This window comes from Pantoea sp. X-Soil-TKNS-1280 (genome assembly GCF_059730475.1).
On sequence record NZ_AP035963.1, the window covers coordinates 108,122 to 130,073 of the forward strand.

Here is a 21,952-nt window from a genome sequence, read left to right on the forward strand (position 1 = left end):
CTGTCGTTGATGGTGACAAGAGACGTGTAAAGACAGAATCGGTACGTACAGGCAAGCTAACATTGCCATTCTGATAATATAGATTAGATTTAATTTATCTCATTCAAATCATTAGCTGGATTATTTCTTTTCAGGCGAAAGTGTCGGTCAGTGTCTTAAAAATCTAATTACCTCAGTTTGTGTGTGTTTTGTTGAAAAACTCATTTTAACAATAGCTTAATAGCTAGGGGTCCATATGGAAAATGTTCAAGGTCAGGATAAAGGTGCTGTTTTAGCTGGGCAGCCCTGGTATCAGTGCACTACAGAGGAAACTTTCCAAAACTTAGCAAGTTCACCGTCTGGCTTATCTTCTTCCGCAGCCAATGAGCGCCTGGAAAAGTACGGCCCCAATGCGCTGCCACAAAAACCTGAGAAGTCAGCACTACTGAAATTTATCGCGCATTTCAAAGATGTATTGATTTATATCCTATTTGCCGCAGCGCTCATCACGGCGGTGATGGGTCATTGGGTGGATACATTTGTTATTATCGGTGTGGCAGTGATCAATGCGTTAATTGGCTTTATTCAGGAAAGTAATGCCGAAAAATCACTGAAAAGTATCCAGAATATGTTAGCCAGCGAAGCCATCCTGGTGCGCGACGGCAAACAAATCACCGTACCTACCCAGGATATTGTGCCCGGCGATGTGGTGATGCTGCGTCCTGGCGATAAAATCCCGGCAGATTTGCGTTTGTTTGACGTGCATAACCTGCGGGTGGAGGAGGCGATTCTCACCGGCGAATCTACCGTGGTGTCTAAAAATGTTGATGCGTTGTCCGGTGAAAAATCACTGGGCGACCGCCTTAACCTCGCGTTCTCAGGCACCACTGTCAGTTCCGGCACCGCTGCGGGCGTGGTGGTGGCCAGCGGTGGCGACACCGAGCTGGGGCATATCAACGAGATGATAAGCTCTGTGAAAGAGGTGAAAACCCCGCTGTTGGTCCAGATTGATAAACTCGGCAAAGCGATATTTTTCATCATCCTGCTGATGATGGTTGCGCTGTTTATCTTCGGTTACATCCTGCGTGATATTCCCTTCCCTGAACTGGCGCTCTCGGTTATCAGCCTGGCGGTGGCAGCAGTGCCGGAAGGCTTACCGGCCATTATCTCGATCATCCTTTCACTCGGCGTGCAGTCAATGGCGCGCGTACAGGCGATTATCCGTAAATTACCTACCGTTGAGACGCTGGGTGCGATGTCGGTGATTTGCTCCGACAAAACCGGCACCCTGACCATGAATGAAATGACGGTCAAAGCGGTGGTGCTGGCAAAAAGCAAATGGCGCGTCAGCGGCAACAGCTATGAACCGAAAGGCGAAATTGTGGCAGAGGAAGGGGCCAGCGGACTTAATGCCGCCACTGATCCGCTGTTCCAGCAATTCCTGCATGCGGTTGATATCTGTAACGAAAGTCAGCTGCGGCAGGATGCCAGCGGGCACTGGGTGATCGTCGGTGGTCCCACCGAAGGTGCGATGAAAGTGCTGGCGGCAAAAGGTATTGCGCAGAAAAAATCCGTTGAGGTGATCAGCAAACTTCCTTTTGATTCGCTGTATAAATACATGTCAGTGAGTTGTGTTGCGGACGGACAAGCTTACATTGTGTTGACTGGCGCACCTGATGTGCTGCTGAAGCTTTGCCAGCAGCAACAGACACCCAATGGCGTGGAGCCGCTGGACCTCGCTTACTGGGAAGCGGCGATCACCACCTACGCCAGTGAGGGGTTACGTACCGTCGCTGCTGCGTGGAAACCGATGTTAGAGCCGGTCACTTCGCTGGATCATGATGAGCTGAACAACGGCATGGTATTGCTGGGGCTGGGTTGCATGATGGACCCCCCGCGTCCGGAGGCCATCTCGGCCATTCACGACTGCCAGCAGGCGGGGATTCGCGTCAAAATGATCACCGGCGACCATCAGGAAACCGCGATGGCTATCGGCCAGATGCTGGGTATTGGCAACAGCAAATCAGCGGTCACCGGCTATGAACTTGAGCATATGAACGATGCGGAACTGGCGCAGGCGGCGAAAACCTATGACATCTTTGCCCGTACCAGCCCGGAGCATAAATTACGCCTGGTAAAAGCGCTGGAATCGAGCGGCGAAATCGTCGGTATGACCGGCGACGGTGTGAACGATGCACCAGCGCTGAAGCAGGCCAACGTCGGTATCGCCATGGGGATCAAAGGTACCGAGGTGACGAAAGAGTCGGCGGATATGATCCTCGCGGATGACAACTTCGCCACTATTGCCGCCGCGGTCAAAGAAGGGCGGCGGGTGTATGACAACCTGAAGAAAACCATCCTGTTTATCATGCCGACCAACCTGGCGCAGGGCTTACTGATTATTATCGCCATCCTGATGGGGAATCTGCTGCCGCTCACCCCGGTGCAGATTCTGTGGATGAACATGGCGACCTCCGCCACGCTGTCTTTTGGCCTGGCATTTGAACCGGCAGAAGCCAATGCCATGCGCCGTCCCCCACGTAATGTGAAGGCGCATGTGATGGATGGATATGCCATCTGGCGTGTCATTTTTGTCGGCTTGTTAATTTCCATCAGCGCCTTTGTGCTGGAAGCCTGGCTACAACCGCGTGGCTACAGCCCGGAATTTATTCGTACCGTGCTGCTGCAAATGCTGGTGACGGCGCAGTGGGCCTATATGATCAACTGTCGTAATTCGGAAGGCTTCTCCCTCGACAGCGGATTGATGAAGAACAAGGGTATCTGGCTGGTGACGGTGGTGCTGATCGTGCTTCAGGCGATCATCATTTATATCCCGCTGATGAATACGTTGTTCGGCACCCGTCCGTTACCGATTAATTATTGGTTTATCTCGCTGATTGTCAGTATCGCCATCTTTATTGTGGTTGAGATTGAAAAACGTCTGACACGGTCGTGGCGTGGGGTGAAAACCCAGTCACTGACCTGAGTTCGCTGATATTGAGTCCTGCTGTTGCCGGAAACTGGCCAGCAGGACTTTTTTGATCAGGTAGGTCAGGGGAATTGCCAGAATGGCACCGGTAATACCCAACACGGCCTGCCAGAACAAAAAGGCCAGCAGCTGGCTGGTTAATGACATATCCAGCCGTTTACCCACCATCAGCGGCTCCAGCACGGAACTCAGCGTCAGGTTTAACACCACAAAAAATCCTGCGATGACGAAGGCAATTTCCAGGTCAAACGCGAGATAGCTTTGTACCACGGGCGGAATGGCGGCCATAAAGGAACCCAGCACCGGCACGTAATTGAAAACAAACATCAATACGCCCCAGAAAAAGGCGAATTTTAATCCCAGTAACTGTGCGCCACCCCAGACGATCAGACCACCGAAGATTCCCGTCAGTGTCTTAACCCTGGCATAGACAATGACACTCTGAATCCCTTCCTGTAGCGCCAGATAAATCGCCGGTGAGTCGCCCTGCGCACGTTTGTGCAGCGCATTTTTCAGCAACGGCAGTTCGTAAAGCATAAACAGCAGCATCAGGAAAACCATCACCCACCATGAGAGCACGCCGGGGATTTGAGTCAGGAAAGCGGTGACCCAGCGAACGATAGCCCCGGCATCGACAAACGCCAGCATTTCGTCCGGTGCCAGGGCAATGCCGATGTGATCCAGGGCCTGAGTCACCTCCTGCAATCTTGCCGTCAGCAACAGCGGCGTCTGGCGACTCAGCAGGATCAAATCCGGGGTTAACACGGTCAGTTTGATAATGGTCACCACGATGATCAGCAGCAATACCGAGATAATCAGCAGCGAGGAGAGAATACGCGGGATGCGTTTATGCTCGAACCAGCTCACCAGGGGATCCAGCATGATGGAAAGCAGCATTGCCAGCAGCACCTGATTAATCAGATGCGCGGACAGATGCAAGCCGAACAAAATCAATGTCAGACAGGCAAGTGAAATCAGTACACGCGATAACTGCGGCCACGGCGTAAACCAGCTCATGTTCGTCAATTCCCTGAAGTTAATGCTGTTGATCTTGCAATAACTATATCTGCAATATTTTGACCCGGCATAGTGAATCACCTCAGATGAGCAGATAATACCCACGGCGGTGGCCTGATTATTCTTGCACCACTATCTCACGCGCATCATTTTGCTGTAACCAGTCACGGCTGATCACCCGCAGCATCTCGATAAAGCTCTGCCCTGCGGTGGAAAGGCGGCCAATATTCGGGCACAGAATGCCGATATCGGTAGCAGGCAGCACCTCCTTCAGTGCCAGGGGCCGTAAGGTCTGCTGATAACCGGGAAACCGCAGCCGCACCGATGACCACATGCTAACCATCTCCGCTTCTTCCATCAGGCGTGCCATGATGGAGGGCGAAGAACAATGGATCACCCGCTCTGGCAGCGGCAGGTTATAGCGGTGGAAGACCTGAGCCAGAATCGAATGGTCGCCAGGTTCATCCCAGTCCAGCCAGGTGTAAGCCAGCAGTTTGCGTAAAGAAGTGGTATGGGTGATGGGATGCTGCTGACCGGCGATGATCGAGTTGTTCAGGGAGTAAAGCATCTCATAATACATAGGCGCAATGCGCATGCCATCGGTGGCGGAGATCACCGCCAGGTCAATACGGCTGTTTTCCAGGGCATCGTAGAGCTGATGTGGACGGCCCTCCATCGCAATCAGTTTCACCCCCGGAAAACGCTGCTGATAGTTGAGCAAAGTGGTGGTGAAGGGACCGTAAGACGCTGCAGAAGTAAAGCCAACACGCAGTTGGCTCATCGCTTTGCCCAGCAGATGATCGATCTCCTCCCGCGCCTGGCTCAACGATCGGTCGATATCGCGAGCATGACGTAACAACACCTGACCATAATCATTCAGCACCACGCCGCGTGAGGAACGTTCGACAATCGGCATACCGATCTCCGCCTCCATCTCCTGAATGGTTTTGCTGATGGCGGGTTGGGTGAGATGTAAGGTGCGCGCGGCTTTGCCAATGCTTCCCTGGGCCGCGACTTCTAATAACACATCAAGCTGGTTGAGTTTTATTTTCATCTATTCCCGTCTCTGGTGCAGAAAATGCACTATCAGATATCAATGAATATAACCAAAGGCATAACTATTTCTCATGATTGAAATGTAATTTATTTATGTCAATAGTGCACCTTCCACCGTTTCTGGAACGTTACTGGAAGGATATGTCGATGAAAAAAGTCAAATGTGCACCCGCTGAGGCGGAATTAGCCGTCTCGCTTCCTTTCAGCGCCGCTGCGCCGGCCAGTCACCGCTCACCGGCCAAATCGTTGTTTGCCGTGACGCTGGGGAATGGATTAGAAATCTATGATTTTGCGGTTTACAGCTTTTTTTCCGTCATCATTGGTCACCTTTTCTTCCCTACGGATAGTGATTCCGCGTCGTTATTGCTGGCGGTCGCCACCTTTGGGGTGGGCTTTTTTATGCGTCCGCTCGGCAGCCTGGTGCTGGGTCATTACGCTGACAAACACGGTCGTAAGGCGGCATTGACGTTGATTATGGCGTTGATGGCACTCGGCGTGGCGCTGGTGGCATTCGCACCCACTTACGCGCAGGTGGGAATGCTGGCTCCCGCCATGCTGGTGACCGGACGCTTGTTGCAGGGTTTCTCAGCAGGTGGGGAAGTCGGGGCCGCGACCAGTTGGCTGATGGAGGCGGGAGACCAGGCGCGGCGCGGCTCACGAGTCAGCTGGCAAATGGCCAGCCAGGGTGGGGCGGCCCTGCTCGGGGCGGCGATGGGGGCATTATTGACCCACAGCTTAAGCCAGGATGCCTTGTACAGCTGGGGCTGGCGTATCCCGTTTATTGTCGGGCTCGCCATTATGCCAGTGGGAATTTATATTCGCCGTCATCTGCATGAAACCCATGTGCCCGCCATTGCAGCACCGGCGTCTCACCCCGCCAGCCGCCTGTGGCGCGACTATCGCCGCCAAATGCTGCTCGGCATTCTGCTCGGTATGAAAAGCACCACCTCTTTCTACATCATCGTTTATTACATGCCTGCGTATATGGTGCATACCCTGCACATGCCCGCATCGACCTCTTACTGGATTAGCCTGCTCGCTGGCGGGTTAACCCTGGTGGTGCCTTTCTTTGCCGGCAAACTGGCGGATCGCCTGCCGCGCCGAAAACCCTTATTGCTGGCCTGCGGTGTCGGTTCACTGCTGTTGATCTGGCCGATTTTTGCCACGTTGCACAGTGGGGCTCCCTTTGCCCTCACTATGGCGCTGATCGCCATCGACCAGGTGCTGGTGAATATTACGGCGGTCGCCTTTTTCCTGCTAATCCTTGAGGCGTTTCCCCGTTCGGTGCGCGCTTCAGGCATGGCGCTAATCTATGCCATTAGCGCCACCCTGTTTGGTGGTTTTGCACAGTTCAACGTCACCTGGTTGCTGAATGTCACGGGTAACGCCATGGCCCCTGCCTGGTACCTGTTGCTGAGTGCGCTGGTCTCGCTGACAGCGCTGCTGGCATGGCGAGAAAAACCCGTTTTATCCGATGAGTGAATATTGAGGTCTGACATGTTGATTAAAGAAATTCTCGATTATGAAGAAGAGATGATTGCTATCCGCCGCGACTTCCATCAGCACCCGGAGCTGGGGTTCGAGGAGTTTCGCACCAGCGCGCGCATTGCCGAGTTACTCAGCGCGTGGGGCTATGACGTGCATCGCGGGCTGGCGGGCACCGGGGTGGTGGGCACCCTGAAAGTGGGCGACGGCACAAAACGACTGGGGTTGCGCGCCGATATGGATGCTCTGCCAATGCAGGAGTTAGCAGATGTGCCATGGCGCAGCCAGGTACCCGGGAAAATGCATGCCTGCGGCCATGATGGTCACTGCGCCATGCTGTTATCCGCCGCGCGTTATCTGGCGGAACAGCGCCCTTTTAGCGGAACGCTGCATGTCATTTTCCAGCCGTCGGAGGAATCATATGGCGGTGCGCGCCGCATGATGGATGACGGGTTATTTGATTTATTCCCCTGCGATGCGGTGTTTGGCCTACATAACTTCCCGTTGTTACCGGCAGGCCACTTCTTCTCCAAACCCGGCCCCTTAATGGCATCTTCCGACAGCATGACCATCACCCTACATGGCAAAGGGGGCCATGGAGCCACGCCGGAAAATACGCTGGATCCCACGGTTGCCGGAGCAGCGATTGTTATGGCGTTGCAGACCATCGTGTCACGTAATGTCGATCCGCAGGATGCGGTGGTGGTCACCGTGGGGAGCCTGCAAAGTGGCAGCACCCATAACGTCATCCCGGACAGTGCCGAGCTGAAGCTGAATCTGCGCACCTTCAGCGCTGAGGTACGTGAGAAAGTCAAAGCGCGCATCGAGCATCTGGTACAGGCACAGGCCGCCAGTTTTGGGCTGACGGCCACACTGCAAGCTGATTTCGGTTATCCGGTGACCATCAACCACGAAGCGGAAACCACATTTGCTACTCAGGTGGCGCGGGATACCTTCGGGGCGCAACACGTCGCGGATTACGATCAGGTTAAGCCGCTGATGGGCAGCGAAGATTTCGCTTATATGCTGGAAGAAGTGCCGGGAAACTATATGTGGCTGGGCACCAGCCGCGGTGATCAGGACTACGCGGTGCACCATCCGTTGTATCAATTCAACGATGCATGCCTGTCAATTGGCGCAACTTACTGGGCGCGTTTAACCGAAGCCTTTCTGCGTTAAGGAAAAATGGTGCAGTGCACGGTCAATTATTGACCGTGCACTTGTCCGGGTGCGCCAGACGTGGCCCGCCGAATGTTATCCACAGGGTTTTGCCGCGGATATGCACCCGGAATGTGGACAACGCGGGGCGGCTCTATCGCGCAAAGCAATTACTTAGCGGTGTGATCTTCTTTTCCCGCCACCGAATAGGTCACCTGCTGATTACGGGTTTTCATAAATTCCTCCAGTGAGATACCCCGCATCGCCGCGTAAATATCCAGATTGGAAGCCCCAATCACCGCGCCCATTTTTTCCAGCAGGAAAAAGCTGGCACCGTATTGAATCAGGCTGCGCCAGTCACGCTGCCGAATCATTTCACATTCGCGCGCGCTCAATTGCGCGGCATCGAACATGGCTTCAGCATCGTGACGAAAACGCTCGCGCGGGCCCGGCTGAATTAGCTGATGCAGGAAGCGGTTGAGACGCAGGCTCTCCAGACTGCGTTGCTGGGTGAAGGGATAGCTGCCTGGCAATTTTTCGATGCCCGCCAGTTCCCGCGCCATTTTTTCGCGATGTTGTTGCACCGTGTCCAGCGGGGCGTCACCGGCCTGGTTTTCCAGCACCAGGGTGGCGATACCGGTCATGGAAGGCAGGTAATAACCCTGATGTTTTTTCACCACATTAGCCGAGAGCGCACCGCGCATCACCAGCCACATAATCTCTTCCGTCCCTTCCACCCCACTCAGTTCAGCGTATTGCGCGATGGTCAGCTCGGTCAGCCGCTCAGGGTCGTCAACCAGCAAATCCATAAATTGCTGATCCCACTCCACATTATTAAAACCGCAGCGCTCCCCATGCACCTGGTGGGAAAGCCCACCGGTGGCGACAATCGCCACATTGATATCTTCGGGATAGCTTTCAATCGCACGACGCAGTGCCTGGCCGAGCTTATAACAGCGGCGCGCCGACGGGATGGGGAACTGCAATACGCCTACCTGTAACGGGATCACCCTGGTCGGCCAGCCGTCTTTAAACGGCAGCAACGCGGAGAGCGGGGAGAACAGGCCATGATCCAGCGGTTTGTCCATAAAGAATGACATATCAAATTCGTCGCTCATCAGGCTGGTGCCGATATGACGTGACAGCGCGGCATCGCCTTTTACCGGCGGTAAATCGCGTGGGCCGCCACCTTCATCAGCCACCCGATACTGGTTATCAATGCCCAGCGAAAAGGCAGAGTAGTGGTCAAAGAAGAATGAAGTGACGTGGTCATTAAAGATATAGACCAGCGCATCGGGTTTCTTTTCTTCCAGCCACTGCTGCATCGGTGCGAAGCTGGCAAAAATCGGCTCCCAGGCACCTTCATGCTGTTTATCATGGTCAACAGCAAAACCTATGGTCGGGGTATGAGAAACGGCCAGGCCGCCAATGATGTTCGCCATGGGATGTCTCCACTTATCGGTTATTTAAGGTTTGTGATAGCGCGGGGATGTCGGCAAGTCCGGCGCCTTTTATTTTCAAGGTCAGAGGTACTGTGCGATGCAAAATGATGCTCAGCGCTGCCAGTAAGGCCGGCAGGGCGAGGATGAAGAAAATGGATGACTGGTCAGGAAACGCCCCCATCAACAGCCCGCCCACCGAGGAGCTGAGAATCGCCCCGGTGCGACCAATACCATGCATCCAGCTCACCCCAGTGGCGCGAATTTCCGTGGGGTAGTAAGCCGGTGAGTAAACCTGTAAGCCGTTCTGCGCACCGTTGATGCACATGCCGATAATAAAGATGAAGGCTCCGAGCGCCACGCCGCTGAAACCAAAGACGCCCTGCGCCGCCAGGCAAAGACAGCCCAGCAGATACACCACGCCAATGACATATTTGGCGTTCAGTTTGTCCATCAGTGCGCCAACGATGATGCCGCCTAACGGGCCACCGAGCTGGAACAACCCGGCGAGGATCGCGGCCTGCTCCAGTGAAATACCACCAGAACGCATAATGGTCGGCAGCCAACCGTTCAGCAGATAAATCACGAACAGACCCATAAAATAGGTCAGCCACAGGATGATGGTGCCGCGGGCAAAACCGTGGCGGAAAAGCTGGGCAATCGGGCTATGGCCATTGACGCGTGGCGAGTGCAGTACAAAGCTGTTTTCGTGGCTAAAATGGCCGCCCATGCGGTTCAGCAGCGCGGCAATCTGCTGACGCGGTGCTTTGCGCACCAGCAGATTCAGTGCTGACTCCGGCAGCAGCCAGGCGAAGAAGGGCAGCATCAACAGGGGAACGACTCCGCCAAAAATCAGCACTGCCTGCCAGTGATACAGGCTGAGCAGACCCGCGGCGATAAAACCACCCAGACCCGAACCGATATTAAAACCACTGAACATCAGGGTGATCATCACCCCTTTGCGGCGTTCCGGCATATATTCCGACAGCAACGTCACGCAGTTAGGCATCACCGCACCCAGCCCGAGGCCGGTGATAAACCGCAGCAACGCCATTTGCAGTGGTGTGGTGGCAAACGCGCACACCAGACTGAAGGCGGAGAACATCAGAAACGATAACAAAATAATGCGTTTGCGACCGAAACGATCCGAGAGCGGGCCAGCAATTAACGCGCCGATGGCAACGCCAAACATTGCAGCACCGAGAATCGGCCCCATCGCCGCGCGGGAAATGCCCCAGTGTTCAATCAGCGCGGGAGCGATAAACCCCATTGCGGCGGCATCGTAACCGTCGAACATGATAATGACCAGACAGAGGAATAATACGCGCCACTGGAAAGGCGAAATCGGCCGGGCGTCGATCCATGCTTTGATATCGACCAGGTTGTTTGTGTTCATGGGTACGCTCTCTGTTATGCCGTGTCAGACGGCTATTGTCATGATGAGAGAAATTTAACAATCCGATCACACCTTAAGCATGGCGACGGGCAGTGTCTGTCAAAAAAGGCTTTTAAGGGTATGAGTTAGATTTATATTGTGAGCTGGCTGACAAACTCAGTGCGTACAGAAGCTGCCCACAGATGGTGTTGTCCGCAGGGTAAGTAAAGGTTAAGTATGAATTTCGTTTAGCAGGCTGTCGGGAGAGGGAAGGCAGAGGGGTATTGCACCCCTCTGGATTTCATCAGATTACTCAGGAATAGTATTCCGGTGCTTTTTTAAAATTAGCCCAGGCATCAGGATCATGGCCGGTCACCACAATGGCATCAGCACGCTCGGCCACCGCTCTGAGTTTCTGCACGGAACGTACCGAATCGACGGCTGAGGCGAGGAAACCCGGCAGCGCTTTTTGCTCCCAGTGATCCACGGTATAAGCCGCATCGATAGTCAACAGCAGGGGTTTGCTGTTTGGCAGGCGTACCAGGAACGACTGATGACCGGGGGCATGGCCGGGAGAAAAAATGGTGGTTAAGGTGCCGTCGCCGTAGATGTCATAAAAATCATCGTCGGTGCCGTTGAGGAATTGCCAGTTCAGCCCCGGACGGTCAAAGTCATTACGGATATAGCCACCCGCTGCAAACCAGTCTGGCGTAAAGGCATACTCATACTCTGCACGTTGCACGATATGGCGGGCGTTCGGGAAGCGGCCAATAGCCCCGGTATGGTCGAGATGCAGGTGTGACTGCACCACATATTTCACATCTGCTGGGTCGATACCCAGCGCCTTCACCTGATCGACACATCCCTGATCCTCGCCAAGTACCGGCCAGTAAACATCGCAGATTCCGCCCCAGTAACCTTTGGGATCGGTTGCCACCTCGATGGCATTGCCACCATCAATAATGGTGTGGCCGTCAGGGTGGGTGATGAGAAAGAAGGGCACGGGGATTTCATAATCTGCCCCGGCTCCCTGGTTCATCTTGATATTGTGCACCTTACATTTCAGGGTGCCGGACTGGAGCATGTAGAGTCGTATATCTTTCATACTGGGCATTCCTCTGGTTCGTCGTGGGTACTTTATTGTTGTGGGGTAAGGCTTTTAGAATGCTTCGCGATACAGATTCAGGGCGTCCTGCTCCAGAACCTCTACCGGGTTATTGGTGAGCAGGCGCGTTTGTAACATGGCATCGGCAGCCAGTCTGGGCAGGCTTTCCTCGGTGACGCCAACATCGCGCAGCCGTCGCGGCGCGCCACTTTGTTCCATCAGTTGCAGCATGTGTTCAACGAAAGCGTTAGATCGCGTATCCGCATCGCCACTGCCCGCGACGCCAAGCACATCCGCCAGCTCGGCATACAACGGAGCCGCCGCGCTGGCGTTGTAGCGCAGTACCGGTCCGAGCATCAGCGCATTGGAAAGGCCGTGCGCGACATGGTAGTGGCCGCCCAGCGGGTAAGCGAGGGCATGCACGGCGGCAACCGGCGAATTGGCAAACGCCTGGCCTGCTAACGTGGCACCCAGCAACATCCCTTCACGCGCCGCGCGGTTGCTGCCGTCCTGACAGGCGTTGATCAGATTGGCCCCCAGCAGTCTCAGGGCTTCACGCGCCAGCGCATCAGACAGCGGGTTTTTTTTGTGCTTACTGGTATAGGCTTCGATAGCGTGCACCATGGCATCGATGCCGGTAGCAGCGGTATGAATTTTTGGCAGGCCCACCGTCAATTCGGCATCCAGCAACACAAAGTCAGCATACAGTTGAGGCGCAACCACCCCCATTTTGGTCGTTTCGCCGGTGGTGATGATGGCGATATTGGTGACCTCGGAGCCAGTTCCGGCGGTGGTGGGAATCAGCACGAGTGGCAGGCGTGACCCTGTCACCTTACCGATGCCATACATCTCTGCCAGCGGCTGATCCCCTTCGGCCATCACGGCGGCAATTTTGGCGATATCCAGCGAGGAACCGCCGCCGAGGCCGATAATAATGTCGGCCCCGGCCTGTTTAATGACTTCCGTACAGGCATGCACGATAGCTTCCGGCGGATCCGCCACCACGTCATCAAACACCGTGACGTTAAAACCCGTCGTGGTGAGATTTTCGACGATGGGGGCGATCAGTCCGGCTTTCACCAGCCCGGCATCGGTAATTAGCCCGACATTCCGCTGGGTAAAACGTGCTGCCACGCTGGTGCCCAGTTGCTGAGCGCCTCCCCACTTCATTTCAATCGCGGGTACGGTACGAAACTCGAATGGATTGATAGTCATCTCATCTCCTCTTTCCAGGTTGCGATATTCAGGCGATCTCCGAACACAGGTATTTAATTTCCAGGTATTCATCGATGCCGTGATGGGAACCTTCACGGCCAAGGCCGGATTGCTTGACGCCGCCGAACGGGGCGACTTCGTTAGAAATTAACCCGGTGTTATGGCCGACCATGCCGTATTCGAGGGCTTCGGCAACACGCCAGGTGCGGCGAACATTTTCGGTATAGAAGTAAGCGGCGAGGCCAAACTCGGTGTCGTTAGCCATGGCAATCACTTCTTCTTCGGTAGTAAAGCGGAATAGCGGGGCCACCGGTCCGAAGGTCTCTTCGCGCGCGATTTTCATCTGCTGCGTAACCTCGGTCAGCACGGTTGGCTCAAAAAAGGTGTTGCCTAGGGCATGGGGTTTGCCACCTGTCACCAGTTTCGCGCCTTTTGCCAGCGCGTCAGCAATGTGGTCCTCGACCTTTTTAACGGCATTGGCATCGATAAGCGGCCCGATCAAGACATCTGGCTGAAGACCTTCGCCAACCTTAAGAGCCGCCACCCGCATCGCGAGTTTTTCGGCAAACTGGTCGTAAATGCCGGATTGCACATAGATGCGGTTTGAACACACACAGGTCTGCCCGGCGTTGCGATATTTGGAAGCGATCGCGCCCTCAACAGCAGCATCGAGATCGGCGTCATCAAAGACGATAAACGGCGCGTTGCCACCCAGTTCCAGCGAGAGCTTTTTGATGGTAGGCGCGCATTGTGCCATCAACAGGCGACCAACCTGCGTGGATCCAGTGAAGGAGAGTTTTCGCACGATATCGCTGGCGGTGAGTACACCGCCAATTTCGCGGGCATCACCGGTAATCACCTGGAAAACGCCTGCCGGAATCCCAGCCTGCTGGGCCAGTTCACCCAGCGCCAGCGCAGTCAAAGGCGTCTTTTCCGCAGGTCTTACGATCATGGTGCAACCAGCCGCCAGCGCGGGTGCGGCTTTGCGGGTGATCATCGCCGCCGGAAAGTTCCAGGGGGTGATGGCTGCACAGACGCCAATGGGTTGCTTGATCACCACAATACGTTTGTTGTTGGTTGGGGCCGGAATGGTTTCGCCATAGACGCGCTTGGCTTCCTCGGCGAACCACTCAACAAAGGACGCGGCATACAGTGCTTCGCCTTTGGCTTCCGCCAGCGGTTTACCCTGTTCTGCCGTCATCAGAGCGGCGAGGTCATCGGCATTTTCGACCATCAAATTAAACCAGCGACGTAGCAACGTGGTGCGGTCTTTAGCCGCCATTTTGCTCCAGCTGATAAATGCCGTTTGCGCGGCATCGATAGCCTGGTTGACGTCATCAGCCGACAATGCAGGTACGGTGGCGATGATGTTACCAGTGGCGGGATTGTCTACCTCAATCACGCTCCCCTTGCTGCCACTCACCCACTCTCCATTAAGCAAACAACGATCACGCAACAGTGACGGATTTTTAAGTTTGATCATTTACTCCCCCTTGAGATAAGTTCAATATATTGAACTGAGATCTGCATAGTGAACTATGGATGAGGAGGCAGTATGTCAGGGGATTCCGTAACAAAAAGCGATCAAACGCGCAAAAATATCGACACCGTTCCCGCCCTGCGTCGTGCTGTGACGATAATGGATTTAGTTGCGGCGTCGGGTGATGGGCTGACTGCCGCAGAGATCACGCGTCAGCTGGCATTGCCGAAAAGCACCGCACATGGGCAACTGAATGTCCTGACGGAGCTGGGACTACTGGTCAGAAGCGCAGACGGGACATTTCGCCTCGGGGCACACCTGATGCGCTGGGCAGACGGTTTTTTGTCACAGATGGATATCGTCTCGCTTTTTCGTGAATATTTTGCCAGCGACTCGGCACTGGAAGGCTATACCATCACGCTGACTGTGCTTGACCGTGATGAAGTGGTCTACATCAGCTGCCGAAATTCAGATAAACCCCTGGGGCATACCTTCCGCATTGGTATGCGTCTGCCTGCTCCTTTTACTGCCACGGGCAAGATGCTGCTTTCCCGGCTAAACGATGATCAACTGGCCGCGCTTTTTGCCACGCACTTTCCTGCGCCGATGACCCCGACCAGTGTGCCGGATCTCGCTGAACTTAAGCAGGAGCTGGCGATCATTCGTGAGCGGCATTTTTCCATTGATAACGGGCAAATTCATGCGGCAATGACCTGCGTCGGGGCGGCGATTTACGACCATTCCGGCCGGGCCATCGCCGGGATTGCGACCAGTTTTCTCAGCAGCGAGGCGGAGACGGGGCTGATTGAGACGCTGGGGGAAAAGATGCGTTGTGCGGCGTTGGCGCTTTCCAGACAGTGCGGTTATCAGGGTTGATAACCGCACGGACGCCCCCTTACTGCAGGCTTTCTTTCACCTTCTTCACCGCTTCAGCATCCACCGGTGCCGCGGCGTTACCCCAGCTGTTGCGGATATAGGTCACTACCGCAGCGATCTGATCGTCACCCAGGGTCCCGGCAAACGACGGCATTGCCGGTGCGGTGGGGCGCGTATCGGTATCTACGCCGCGACTACCGGCCGCCACCACGCGAATCAATGAAGTGGCATCTGGCTGGTTGAGCAGCGGGTTATCTTTCAGCTGCGGGAAGATATTCTGCTCACCCCGCCCGCCTGGACTGTGGCAGGCCGAACATTTTGACTCATAGATCTGCGCGCCCAGTTTCATGCGGTCATCGCTGGCAGGCAGCGGTTGCGGCACTTTCTCACTGGTTTTGTCTCCTTCTTTCAGGAAAGTGGCGACGGCCTGCAAATCCTCATCACGCCAGTGCTGCGTGGAGTGGCGCACCGCATCCGCCATCGGCCCGGAGGCGATGTCGAAGCGATTTACGCCGGTGCGCAGATAGCTGACGATATCTTCCTTCGTCCATTTGCCCAGCCCGGTATGGTCACTGGCACTCAGATTGGGGGCATACCAGCCTTCCACCACTTCGCCTCCCAGGAACTGACCGTTTTTATCGCCCCCGATCAGGTTTTTCGGCGTATGGCAGGTCCCACAGTGGCCGAGGCCCTCAACCAGATAAGCACCGCGATTCCATTGCGCCGATTTTTGCGGATTGGGCTGGAATTCGCCTTTGTCGAAGTTGATCCAGTTCCACACCATCAGGCTGGTACGGATATTGAACGGGAAGGGCAGCTGATTGGTTTCCACTTCGTTATGCACCGGCTGCAATGTCTGCATCCAGGCCCACAGATCCTGCAAATCCTTGTCAGACATTTTGGTATAGGCGGTAAACGGCATCGCGCCGTACAGGCGTTTTCCGCCGTGACCAATCCCTTCTGTCATGGCGCGTTTGAAGTCGTCATAGCTCCAGTTGCCGATACCGGTTTCGCGGTCCGGCGTGATGTTGGCTCCCACCAACGTACCAAAAGGTGTCTGCAATTTTACGCCACCGGCAAAAGGTTGTTTTGGGTCGGAGGTGTGACATGCCGAACAGTCTCCGAGGGTAGCGATATAGCTGCCCCGGCTGTATTGGTCATATTCTGGCTGTGCCTGCACGCTAAAACTGGCCGCGACCAGCAACGCTGCAGCTGAGAGAGAAATGAAAGTCTTCATGCTGTGATCATCTCCCCAGGGCGTTTCAGATAATAAGTACGGATGGCATGTGCTGCCTTGAAGGCCAGCGCACCGACGGTGCCGGTTGGGTTGTAGCCTGGATTCTGTGGAAAGGCCGAAGCGCCCACCACAAACAGATTCGGCACGTTCCAGACCTGCAAATGCTTATTGACGGAGCTGGTGCTGGGATCGGCACCCATCACAAAACCGCCCACCACATGGGATGATTGGTAAGGGACGCTGTTCCAGTGGCCGGTCATCGGTTTGGAAACAATCTCGCGTGGATTCATCGATTTCGCGATTTCTGCCACCTTGCCGGTGCAATATTGCGCCATCTTCAGGTCATTCTCAGCGAAGTCAAAGGTGATGCGCAGCAGCGGGCGGCCATGCGGATCCTTGTAATTAGGATCGAGCGACAGATAGTTGGTGCGCGTAGTGTAACTGCTGGCTTCACAGCCAATAGACATGGTGCTCAGGTAATTATCTTTGACGGCGCGTTTCCATTTGGAGCCCCATTTGGGCGTGTTGGGCGGCACCGGCCGGTAACCAATCGGAGCGGAACCGATTGGCGTCACACGGATGCTGCCGCCGCCGAAGAAGCCAAGACCGCTATGGTCGAAGTTGTCGTTATTAAACTCATCAATACCCATGCCGACAGCACCCGCGCCGATAAAGGGATTGAAGTTTTTGCCATCGAAAAATAACGTCACGCCGTTTGCGGTTTGATAGGCATAGTTGCGTCCGGTGGTGCCGCGATTGGTTACCGGGTCGTAGGCTTCACCAATATTGGAAAGCAGCATCAGGCGCACATTCTCAAAGGTGAAGGCGGCGACGATCACCAGGTCAGCGGGCTGCTCCCAGGTGTCGCCCGAAGAGTCGATATAGGTGACGCCCGTGGCTTTTTTCCCGGTGGAATCGGTCAACACTTCCAGCACTTCGCAGTTGGTATAGGCGGTGAAATTCTCTTTGCGCATTAACGCTGGCAGTACCGTGGTAATGGCGCTGGCTTTGGAATAGTTGGCGCAACCGTAGTTAGTACAATAGCCGCAGAAGGTGCAGGGGCCCATAGTGACGCCATACGGGTTGGTATAGGCTTCGGAAACCAGAGATGAAGGAACCGGGAAGGCTTTATACCCCATATTCTTCGCCGCTTCGGCAAACAGGGTTGGTCCGTAAGGCTGGCGCAAGGGCGCTGTCGGGTAATCGCCAGAACGCATACCTTCGAATGGGTTGCCGCCCTCACGTTTTTCACCGTTGACGTTTGCGGCATAACCCGAAGTGCCGGCCACACGCTCGAACTGCATATAGTGCGGTTCCATCTCCTCCCAGGTGGTGCCCCAGTCCTGCAGTACCAGCTCGTCAGGGATGGCACCGTAGCGTTCGGTGAGATGGCTTTTGAGGCGGAACTCTTCTGGCTGGAAACGGAAGGTGATGCCAGCCCAGTGGTTACCTGCGCCGCCGGTGCCGTTACCGGGATGAAAAGAACCCCAGGTGCGCATTGGCAGCGCGGTTTGTGAGGGGTTATTACGCATGGTGCAGGTGTTCTGGCGGGTACGCAGCATCAGTTCTTCGCGCATCACGTAACGCAATTCATCGGTCACCGTGGCGACATTGAAGTCACGCGCAGTATCGCGCCAGGGACCACGTTCAATCCCGATGACTTCCAGCCCCTCTTCGGCCAGTTCTTTGGCAATAATCGACCCTGCCCAGCCGAGGCCAATGACCACGACATCGGTTTTTGGTAATTTTTTCATGCGTTATCCCCTGGCTTTCCATTGCGCAATGCTGATGGGCTCGAGTCCCAGATTCTCGTTATGGCGTTCGATATAGTCGCGATAGTCATAACGTGCGCCGGGGAATCCCAGCATCTTCCAGGAGACCATCTCTTTATTGCCGCCATAAATCGGATCGGCAAAGAAGCCTTCCATGGTGTTATTCAGAACGTCGAGGAAAAACGATTTCGCGTCGTAGCCGTCGAACTGCACCTTGCCTGCTTCCATCGCCTCCAGCAGCTGGTCCTGCTGTTCAGTGGTCAGTTCGGCAAAGTTCTTTTTTGTGGTTTGCTGCACATACCGATTCAGTGCCGCAATGCCGTGGCGATAGCGCTGCTGTGGCACCAGTGGCGACTGGTCGCCTTGTTCAGGCGTTCCCTGCTGGAAAGGGCCTTCCATATACAGCCGTTCAAAGGTGCCGTAAAAGCCATGTAACTGGCGATCAATAAACACCGCACAACCCGCCTCTTTGCCGCCGATGCTGAGCTCATCGGCCGGGATCAGGCGGTCCACAATGGCTTCAACGGTCTGGGCTTCTTCCGGGGTAAAGAACAGCCAGCCTTGCTGGTCAAACGATTCGGGGGGATTGTCGGAGAAGGGCGTCCAGCCCGGTGAACCTTTGAGAGAGACGGCATCAGCCGCTTGCGTAACGGTGGCGGCGACGCCCAGCGTCGTCCACGTCAACACCTGCCGTCGCGTGACGCCCGGCAGCGTTTTGGCTCTTTTTTTCATTTTGCTTCCTAATTGTAAGTTGAACAAATTTGCAACAAAGGTGTTTCCAGCTTCGAAAATATCGCCACAGACTCTGCGTGTTGTGTTTATGTATGATTAACATTGTATAAATGTTAAATGTAGGGGTTTTCGGCAATACAGCCAGTTACCGGGCAGGAAAATGCATTTTTTGTTCAAAAAGAAACAAATGAGAGAGGTTACGGCGGGTGTTTAGTGAAGTTGGTATTACAAATTCTGCGCAGTAGCGACATCGGTGATGCAGCGGATCAGCGCCTCGGCCGCTGGCGCGTGCAAAGCCCCCTGGCGCAGCGTTAGACCAATCTCGCGACGGGTATTGGGCAGGGAAAATTTTAGCGGGCGCAGGATCCCGGCAGTGAGTTCGTATTCAAGCTGATGGGACGACACCGCCGCCACCATATCGGAATTTAGCAACAGACCACGCACGATGGCGAGATCGCCACTTTCAACCATCGGGGTGGGGACGTTGATGCCCAATGCCTGAAAAGCGCTATCCAGCAGATGGCGCGCGGGTGAGTTTACGCGCGGTAAGATCCACTGCACAGGGGGTAAATCCGTTGCGCTGAGTTGACGTCCGGCCAGCGGATGTTGCGGTCGCACCACTAATACCAGCGATTCGGCAAACAACACCTGGTTTTGAATATCCAGCACGTTCTCATCCTGACGCAATGCGCCGAGGATGAAATCAATATCCCCGGCGCGCAGTTCGGTAACTAACGCGTCGAAGGCACTTTCATTGGTGACGATCTTGATACCCGGATGGATGGCCACCAGCCGGGTAATCGCCAGTGGCAGCAAGGTGCTGCGGCACAGCGGCAAGGCACCCACATGCACCGTGCCACGTAAAATACCGGCCGCTGCTGCCAGGTCTTCCGGGATATGGCGAATCTCATTCAATGCACGGCTGATAAAGGGGGCCATTTCCCGCGCGGCGGTGGACGGCATCATCCCTTTAGGGGTGCGCTGGAACAGGGATATTCCGGCACCTTTCTCCAGCACCTTCAGTGCAGCACTGACCGCAGGCTGGCTGATGCCGAGTGAATTCGCCACGCTTTGCGTATGGTGCAGGCGATATAAACGCAGAAAGACCTGCAGGCGACGCACATTGAACAACCAAATCGGTTCGGCATCGTCACGGTGATGATCGCGCTGTTTGAGCCGACTCAGGGTCGCCGGGATACGCTGCAACTCGCTGATGGCGCGCTGCGCCCGTGGCAGCACGCATTTACCCATTTCCGTCAACAACATGCCACTGGCATGACGCTCAAACAACGGTGTGGCTAAAGTGTGCTCAAGATCACGGATAGATCGGGTGATCGCCGATTGCGTGCGAAATAATTTCTCCGCCGCTTCCGATACCGTCCCGCGTTCCGCGATCATGCAAAAAGCGCGTAGTTGCATGATTTTAATATCATTATCTTCGGCTTTCATTGCTGGCGCTTCCCCGGTTGCTGTGACGATCGAAATCACAACATAAATAAAAATCATAGCTCGCGCAATGAAAGGCATTATCCGGCCAGCGAGTGGCATGTCAGGATGAAAAAAACAGCCACCGCAGGATAGAAAGATGGAAAACACCGTTAAAAAAAGTGCCCTCGTTGTCAGTGCTCACTCTGCCGATTTTGTCTGGCGCGCGGGTGGCGCTATCGCCTTACATGCCGAGCGTGGCTATGACGTCCATGTGGTTTGCCTGTCATTTGGTGAGCGGGGCGAATCCGCTAAACTGTGGCGCAAAGGCAATATGACGGAAGACATTGTCAAAGCGAATCGCCGCAGCGAAGCGCAGTCAGCGGCGGAAATCCTCGGCGCATCGATTGAATTTTTTGACCTGGGTGATTACCCGCTGCGTGCCGATAAAGAGACCCTTTTCCGGCTGGCAGATGTGTTCCGCAAAGTGCAGCCACATTTTGTGCTCACCCATTCGGTTGCCGATCCCTACAACTACGATCATCCACTGGCTGCCAATCTGACTCAGGAAGCGCGCATTATCGCCCAGGCCGAAGGCTACCGTCCGGGTGAGCCGATTATCGGTGCACCGCCGGTTTACTGCTTCGAACCGCATCAGCCGGAACAATGCAACTGGAAACCGGATGTGCTGCTGGATATCACATCGGTGTGGGAGAAGAAATACGCGGCGATTCAGTGCATGGCGGGTCAGGAGCATCTGTGGGAATACTACACGCGTGTGGCTCTGCAACGTGGAGTGCAGGCGAAACGCAATGTGGGGATCGCCTCGTCACGCGTCATCAGTCACGGTGAGGGCTACCAAAGCCTGTTCCCGCGTGTGACGGAGGATTTGTCATGAGTCATGTCAATCAGAAAGGCGTGGTGGTACGGCAAATCGAGCGGGCAGACGCGGATCTGGTGGCGCAGTTCGCCACCTTCGGTGTGGCGACGGTACATGAAGCGCAGCAGCGTCAGGGATTACTCGATGCGCGCATTCGCCCGGTACAGCAGGGCACCACCATCGCAGGCAGCGCGGTGACGGTGCTGGTTACCCCCGGCGATAACTGGATGTTCCATGTCGCAGTTGAGCAATGCCAGCCGGGTGATGTGCTGCTGGTGGCCCCCACTTCAGATTGCCATGACGGCTTCTTTGGCGATTTGCTGGCAACCTCGCTACAGGCGCGCGGTGTGGTGGCGCTGGTGGGCGATATTGGCATTCGTGATAGCCAGACGCTGCGCGAGATGCATTTTCCGGTGTGGTCGCGGGCGGTGTATGCGCAGGGCACGGTGAAAGAGACGCTGGGATCGGTGAATGTGCCGGTGATTTGCGCCGGTCAGTTAGTCAATCCAGGTGATCTGGTGGTGGCGGATGATGACGGCGTGGTGATTGTGCCCCGTGCCGATGCCAAAACGGTGGCGCAGGCGGCAGCGCAGCGGGTTGAGATCGAAGAAAGTAAGCGGCAGCGTCTGGCGGCGGGGGAACTGGGGCTGGATATTTACCAGATGCGACAAAAACTGGCCGCGAAAGGATTGCGTTATGTCGATTCGCTGGCAGAACTGAAGAGTCTCTGAC

Annotated in this window: 17 protein-coding genes; 6 read left to right on the forward strand and 11 right to left on the reverse strand. The window is 55.2% G+C overall.

The window, feature by feature from the left end; genetic code table 11:
* The first annotated feature begins 235 nt into the window (after nucleotides 1-235).
* On the forward strand, nucleotides 236-2,965 hold the full coding sequence (locus AC6I8X_RS20630; protein ID WP_299450261.1) for a cation-transporting P-type ATPase: 2,730 nt from the start codon (nucleotides 236-238) through the stop codon (nucleotides 2,963-2,965).
* Here AC6I8X_RS20630 and AC6I8X_RS20635 read toward each other — a convergent pair.
* Nucleotides 2,954-3,985, reverse strand: a complete 1,032-nt coding sequence (locus tag AC6I8X_RS20635; protein WP_497841316.1) for an AI-2E family transporter — start codon at nucleotides 3,983-3,985, stop codon at nucleotides 2,954-2,956. The genes AC6I8X_RS20630 and AC6I8X_RS20635 overlap by 12 nt on opposite strands.
* Nucleotides 3,986-4,103: 118 nt before the next feature.
* Complete coding sequence (locus AC6I8X_RS20640) at nucleotides 4,104-5,039, reverse strand: LysR family transcriptional regulator (protein ID WP_497841317.1); 936 nt, start codon at nucleotides 5,037-5,039, stop codon at nucleotides 4,104-4,106.
* A 149-nt stretch (nucleotides 5,040-5,188) separates the two neighbouring features.
* On the opposite strand from AC6I8X_RS20640, the gene AC6I8X_RS20645 reads away from it, so the two are divergent.
* Together AC6I8X_RS20645 and AC6I8X_RS20650 are read left to right on the forward strand one after the other, a co-directional pair.
* Nucleotides 5,189-6,523 (forward strand): MFS transporter, encoded by a 1,335-nt coding sequence (locus AC6I8X_RS20645; protein WP_313687319.1) that lies wholly within the window; start codon nucleotides 5,189-5,191, stop codon nucleotides 6,521-6,523.
* Between the two features lie 15 nt (nucleotides 6,524-6,538).
* Nucleotides 6,539-7,705 carry a M20 aminoacylase family protein gene (locus AC6I8X_RS20650; RefSeq protein WP_313687321.1) on the forward strand — a complete coding sequence of 389 codons (1,167 nt, stop codon included), beginning with the start codon at nucleotides 6,539-6,541 and terminating at the stop codon, nucleotides 7,703-7,705.
* Between the two features lie 149 nt (nucleotides 7,706-7,854).
* Here the strand turns inward: AC6I8X_RS20650 and AC6I8X_RS20655 are convergent, their stop codons facing one another.
* The 5 genes from AC6I8X_RS20655 to AC6I8X_RS20675 form a co-directional block, all read right to left on the reverse strand.
* A complete protein-coding gene (locus AC6I8X_RS20655) occupies nucleotides 7,855-9,126 on the reverse strand; it encodes a gallate dioxygenase (protein WP_497841318.1) in 1,272 nt (423 codons plus the stop codon).
* A 13-nt stretch (nucleotides 9,127-9,139) separates the two neighbouring features.
* A complete protein-coding gene (locus tag AC6I8X_RS20660; protein ID WP_497841319.1) occupies nucleotides 9,140-10,519 on the reverse strand; it encodes an MFS transporter in 1,380 nt (459 codons plus the stop codon).
* A gap of 292 nt (nucleotides 10,520-10,811) precedes the next feature.
* Nucleotides 10,812-11,603, reverse strand: coding sequence for an AttM family quorum-quenching N-acyl homoserine lactonase (gene attM, locus AC6I8X_RS20665; RefSeq protein WP_084881079.1), 792 nt, complete (start codon nucleotides 11,601-11,603; stop codon nucleotides 10,812-10,814).
* A 54-nt stretch (nucleotides 11,604-11,657) separates the two neighbouring features.
* On the reverse strand, nucleotides 11,658-12,818 hold the full coding sequence (locus AC6I8X_RS20670; protein WP_497841320.1) for an iron-containing alcohol dehydrogenase: 1,161 nt from the start codon (nucleotides 12,816-12,818) through the stop codon (nucleotides 11,658-11,660).
* A 28-nt stretch (nucleotides 12,819-12,846) separates the two neighbouring features.
* Nucleotides 12,847-14,301 (reverse strand): NAD-dependent succinate-semialdehyde dehydrogenase, encoded by a 1,455-nt coding sequence (locus tag AC6I8X_RS20675; protein WP_497841321.1) that lies wholly within the window; start codon nucleotides 14,299-14,301, stop codon nucleotides 12,847-12,849.
* Between the two features lie 72 nt (nucleotides 14,302-14,373).
* Between AC6I8X_RS20675 and AC6I8X_RS20680 the strand changes: the two genes are divergently transcribed.
* Nucleotides 14,374-15,174, forward strand: coding sequence for an IclR family transcriptional regulator (locus AC6I8X_RS20680; RefSeq protein WP_313687881.1), 801 nt, complete (start codon nucleotides 14,374-14,376; stop codon nucleotides 15,172-15,174).
* 19 nt (nucleotides 15,175-15,193) lie between these two features.
* Here AC6I8X_RS20680 and AC6I8X_RS20685 read toward each other — a convergent pair whose 3' ends face one another.
* The 4 genes from AC6I8X_RS20685 to AC6I8X_RS20700 form a co-directional block, all read right to left on the reverse strand.
* On the reverse strand, nucleotides 15,194-16,411 hold the full coding sequence (locus AC6I8X_RS20685; protein ID WP_313687883.1) for a cytochrome c: 1,218 nt from the start codon (nucleotides 16,409-16,411) through the stop codon (nucleotides 15,194-15,196).
* Nucleotides 16,408-18,165, reverse strand: a complete 1,758-nt coding sequence (locus AC6I8X_RS20690) for a GMC family oxidoreductase (RefSeq protein WP_313687885.1) — start codon at nucleotides 18,163-18,165, stop codon at nucleotides 16,408-16,410. The genes AC6I8X_RS20685 and AC6I8X_RS20690 overlap by 4 nt, the downstream gene beginning before the upstream one ends.
* 3 nt (nucleotides 18,166-18,168) lie before the next feature.
* A complete protein-coding gene (locus AC6I8X_RS20695) occupies nucleotides 18,169-18,915 on the reverse strand; it encodes a gluconate 2-dehydrogenase subunit 3 family protein (RefSeq protein ID WP_313687887.1) in 747 nt (248 codons plus the stop codon).
* 225 nt (nucleotides 18,916-19,140) lie between these two features.
* Nucleotides 19,141-20,364 (reverse strand): LysR family transcriptional regulator, encoded by a 1,224-nt coding sequence (locus tag AC6I8X_RS20700; protein WP_313687889.1) that lies wholly within the window; start codon nucleotides 20,362-20,364, stop codon nucleotides 19,141-19,143.
* 136 nt (nucleotides 20,365-20,500) lie between these two features.
* Here AC6I8X_RS20700 and galB point away from each other — a divergent pair, with 136 nt between their 5' ends.
* The gene (gene galB, locus AC6I8X_RS20705; protein ID WP_299450238.1) at nucleotides 20,501-21,238 is read left to right on the forward strand and encodes a 4-oxalmesaconate hydratase; all 738 of its coding nucleotides are present in this window, start codon (nucleotides 20,501-20,503) and stop codon (nucleotides 21,236-21,238) included.
* Nucleotides 21,235-21,951 carry a 4-carboxy-4-hydroxy-2-oxoadipate aldolase/oxaloacetate decarboxylase gene (locus AC6I8X_RS20710; RefSeq protein ID WP_497841322.1) on the forward strand — a complete coding sequence of 239 codons (717 nt, stop codon included), beginning with the start codon at nucleotides 21,235-21,237 and terminating at the stop codon, nucleotides 21,949-21,951. Before galB ends, AC6I8X_RS20710 begins: the two co-directional genes overlap by 4 nt.
* Nucleotide 21,952: the final 1 nt, after the last annotated feature.

What these genes read in the sequence shown, in the direction of transcription:
- AC6I8X_RS20685 (WP_313687883.1), bottom strand. Translation starts at nt 16,411, where the DNA reads ATGAAGACTTTCATTTCTCTCTCAGCTGCAGCGTTGCTGGTCGCGGCC.
- AC6I8X_RS20660 (WP_497841319.1), bottom strand. Translation starts at nt 10,519, where the DNA reads ATGAACACAAACAACCTGGTCGATATCAAAGCATGGATCGACGCCCGG.
- AC6I8X_RS20655 (WP_497841318.1), bottom strand. Translation starts at nt 9,126, where the DNA reads ATGGCGAACATCATTGGCGGCCTGGCCGTTTCTCATACCCCGACCATA.
- AC6I8X_RS20680 (WP_313687881.1), top strand. Translation starts at nt 14,374, where the DNA reads ATGTCAGGGGATTCCGTAACAAAAAGCGATCAAACGCGCAAAAATATC.
- AC6I8X_RS20695 (WP_313687887.1), bottom strand. Translation starts at nt 18,915, where the DNA reads ATGAAAAAAAGAGCCAAAACGCTGCCGGGCGTCACGCGACGGCAGGTG.
- galB (WP_299450238.1), top strand. Translation starts at nt 20,501, where the DNA reads ATGGAAAACACCGTTAAAAAAAGTGCCCTCGTTGTCAGTGCTCACTCT.
- AC6I8X_RS20700 (WP_313687889.1), bottom strand. Translation starts at nt 20,364, where the DNA reads ATGAAAGCCGAAGATAATGATATTAAAATCATGCAACTACGCGCTTTT.
- attM (WP_084881079.1), bottom strand. Translation starts at nt 11,603, where the DNA reads ATGAAAGATATACGACTCTACATGCTCCAGTCCGGCACCCTGAAATGT.
- AC6I8X_RS20630 (WP_299450261.1), top strand. Translation starts at nt 236, where the DNA reads ATGGAAAATGTTCAAGGTCAGGATAAAGGTGCTGTTTTAGCTGGGCAG.
- AC6I8X_RS20635 (WP_497841316.1), bottom strand. Translation starts at nt 3,985, where the DNA reads ATGAGCTGGTTTACGCCGTGGCCGCAGTTATCGCGTGTACTGATTTCA.
- AC6I8X_RS20690 (WP_313687885.1), bottom strand. Translation starts at nt 18,165, where the DNA reads ATGAAAAAATTACCAAAAACCGATGTCGTGGTCATTGGCCTCGGCTGG.
- AC6I8X_RS20650 (WP_313687321.1), top strand. Translation starts at nt 6,539, where the DNA reads ATGTTGATTAAAGAAATTCTCGATTATGAAGAAGAGATGATTGCTATC.
- AC6I8X_RS20675 (WP_497841321.1), bottom strand. Translation starts at nt 14,301, where the DNA reads ATGATCAAACTTAAAAATCCGTCACTGTTGCGTGATCGTTGTTTGCTT.
- AC6I8X_RS20670 (WP_497841320.1), bottom strand. Translation starts at nt 12,818, where the DNA reads ATGACTATCAATCCATTCGAGTTTCGTACCGTACCCGCGATTGAAATG.
- AC6I8X_RS20645 (WP_313687319.1), top strand. Translation starts at nt 5,189, where the DNA reads ATGAAAAAAGTCAAATGTGCACCCGCTGAGGCGGAATTAGCCGTCTCG.
- AC6I8X_RS20710 (WP_497841322.1), top strand. Translation starts at nt 21,235, where the DNA reads ATGAGTCATGTCAATCAGAAAGGCGTGGTGGTACGGCAAATCGAGCGG.
- AC6I8X_RS20640 (WP_497841317.1), bottom strand. Translation starts at nt 5,039, where the DNA reads ATGAAAATAAAACTCAACCAGCTTGATGTGTTATTAGAAGTCGCGGCC.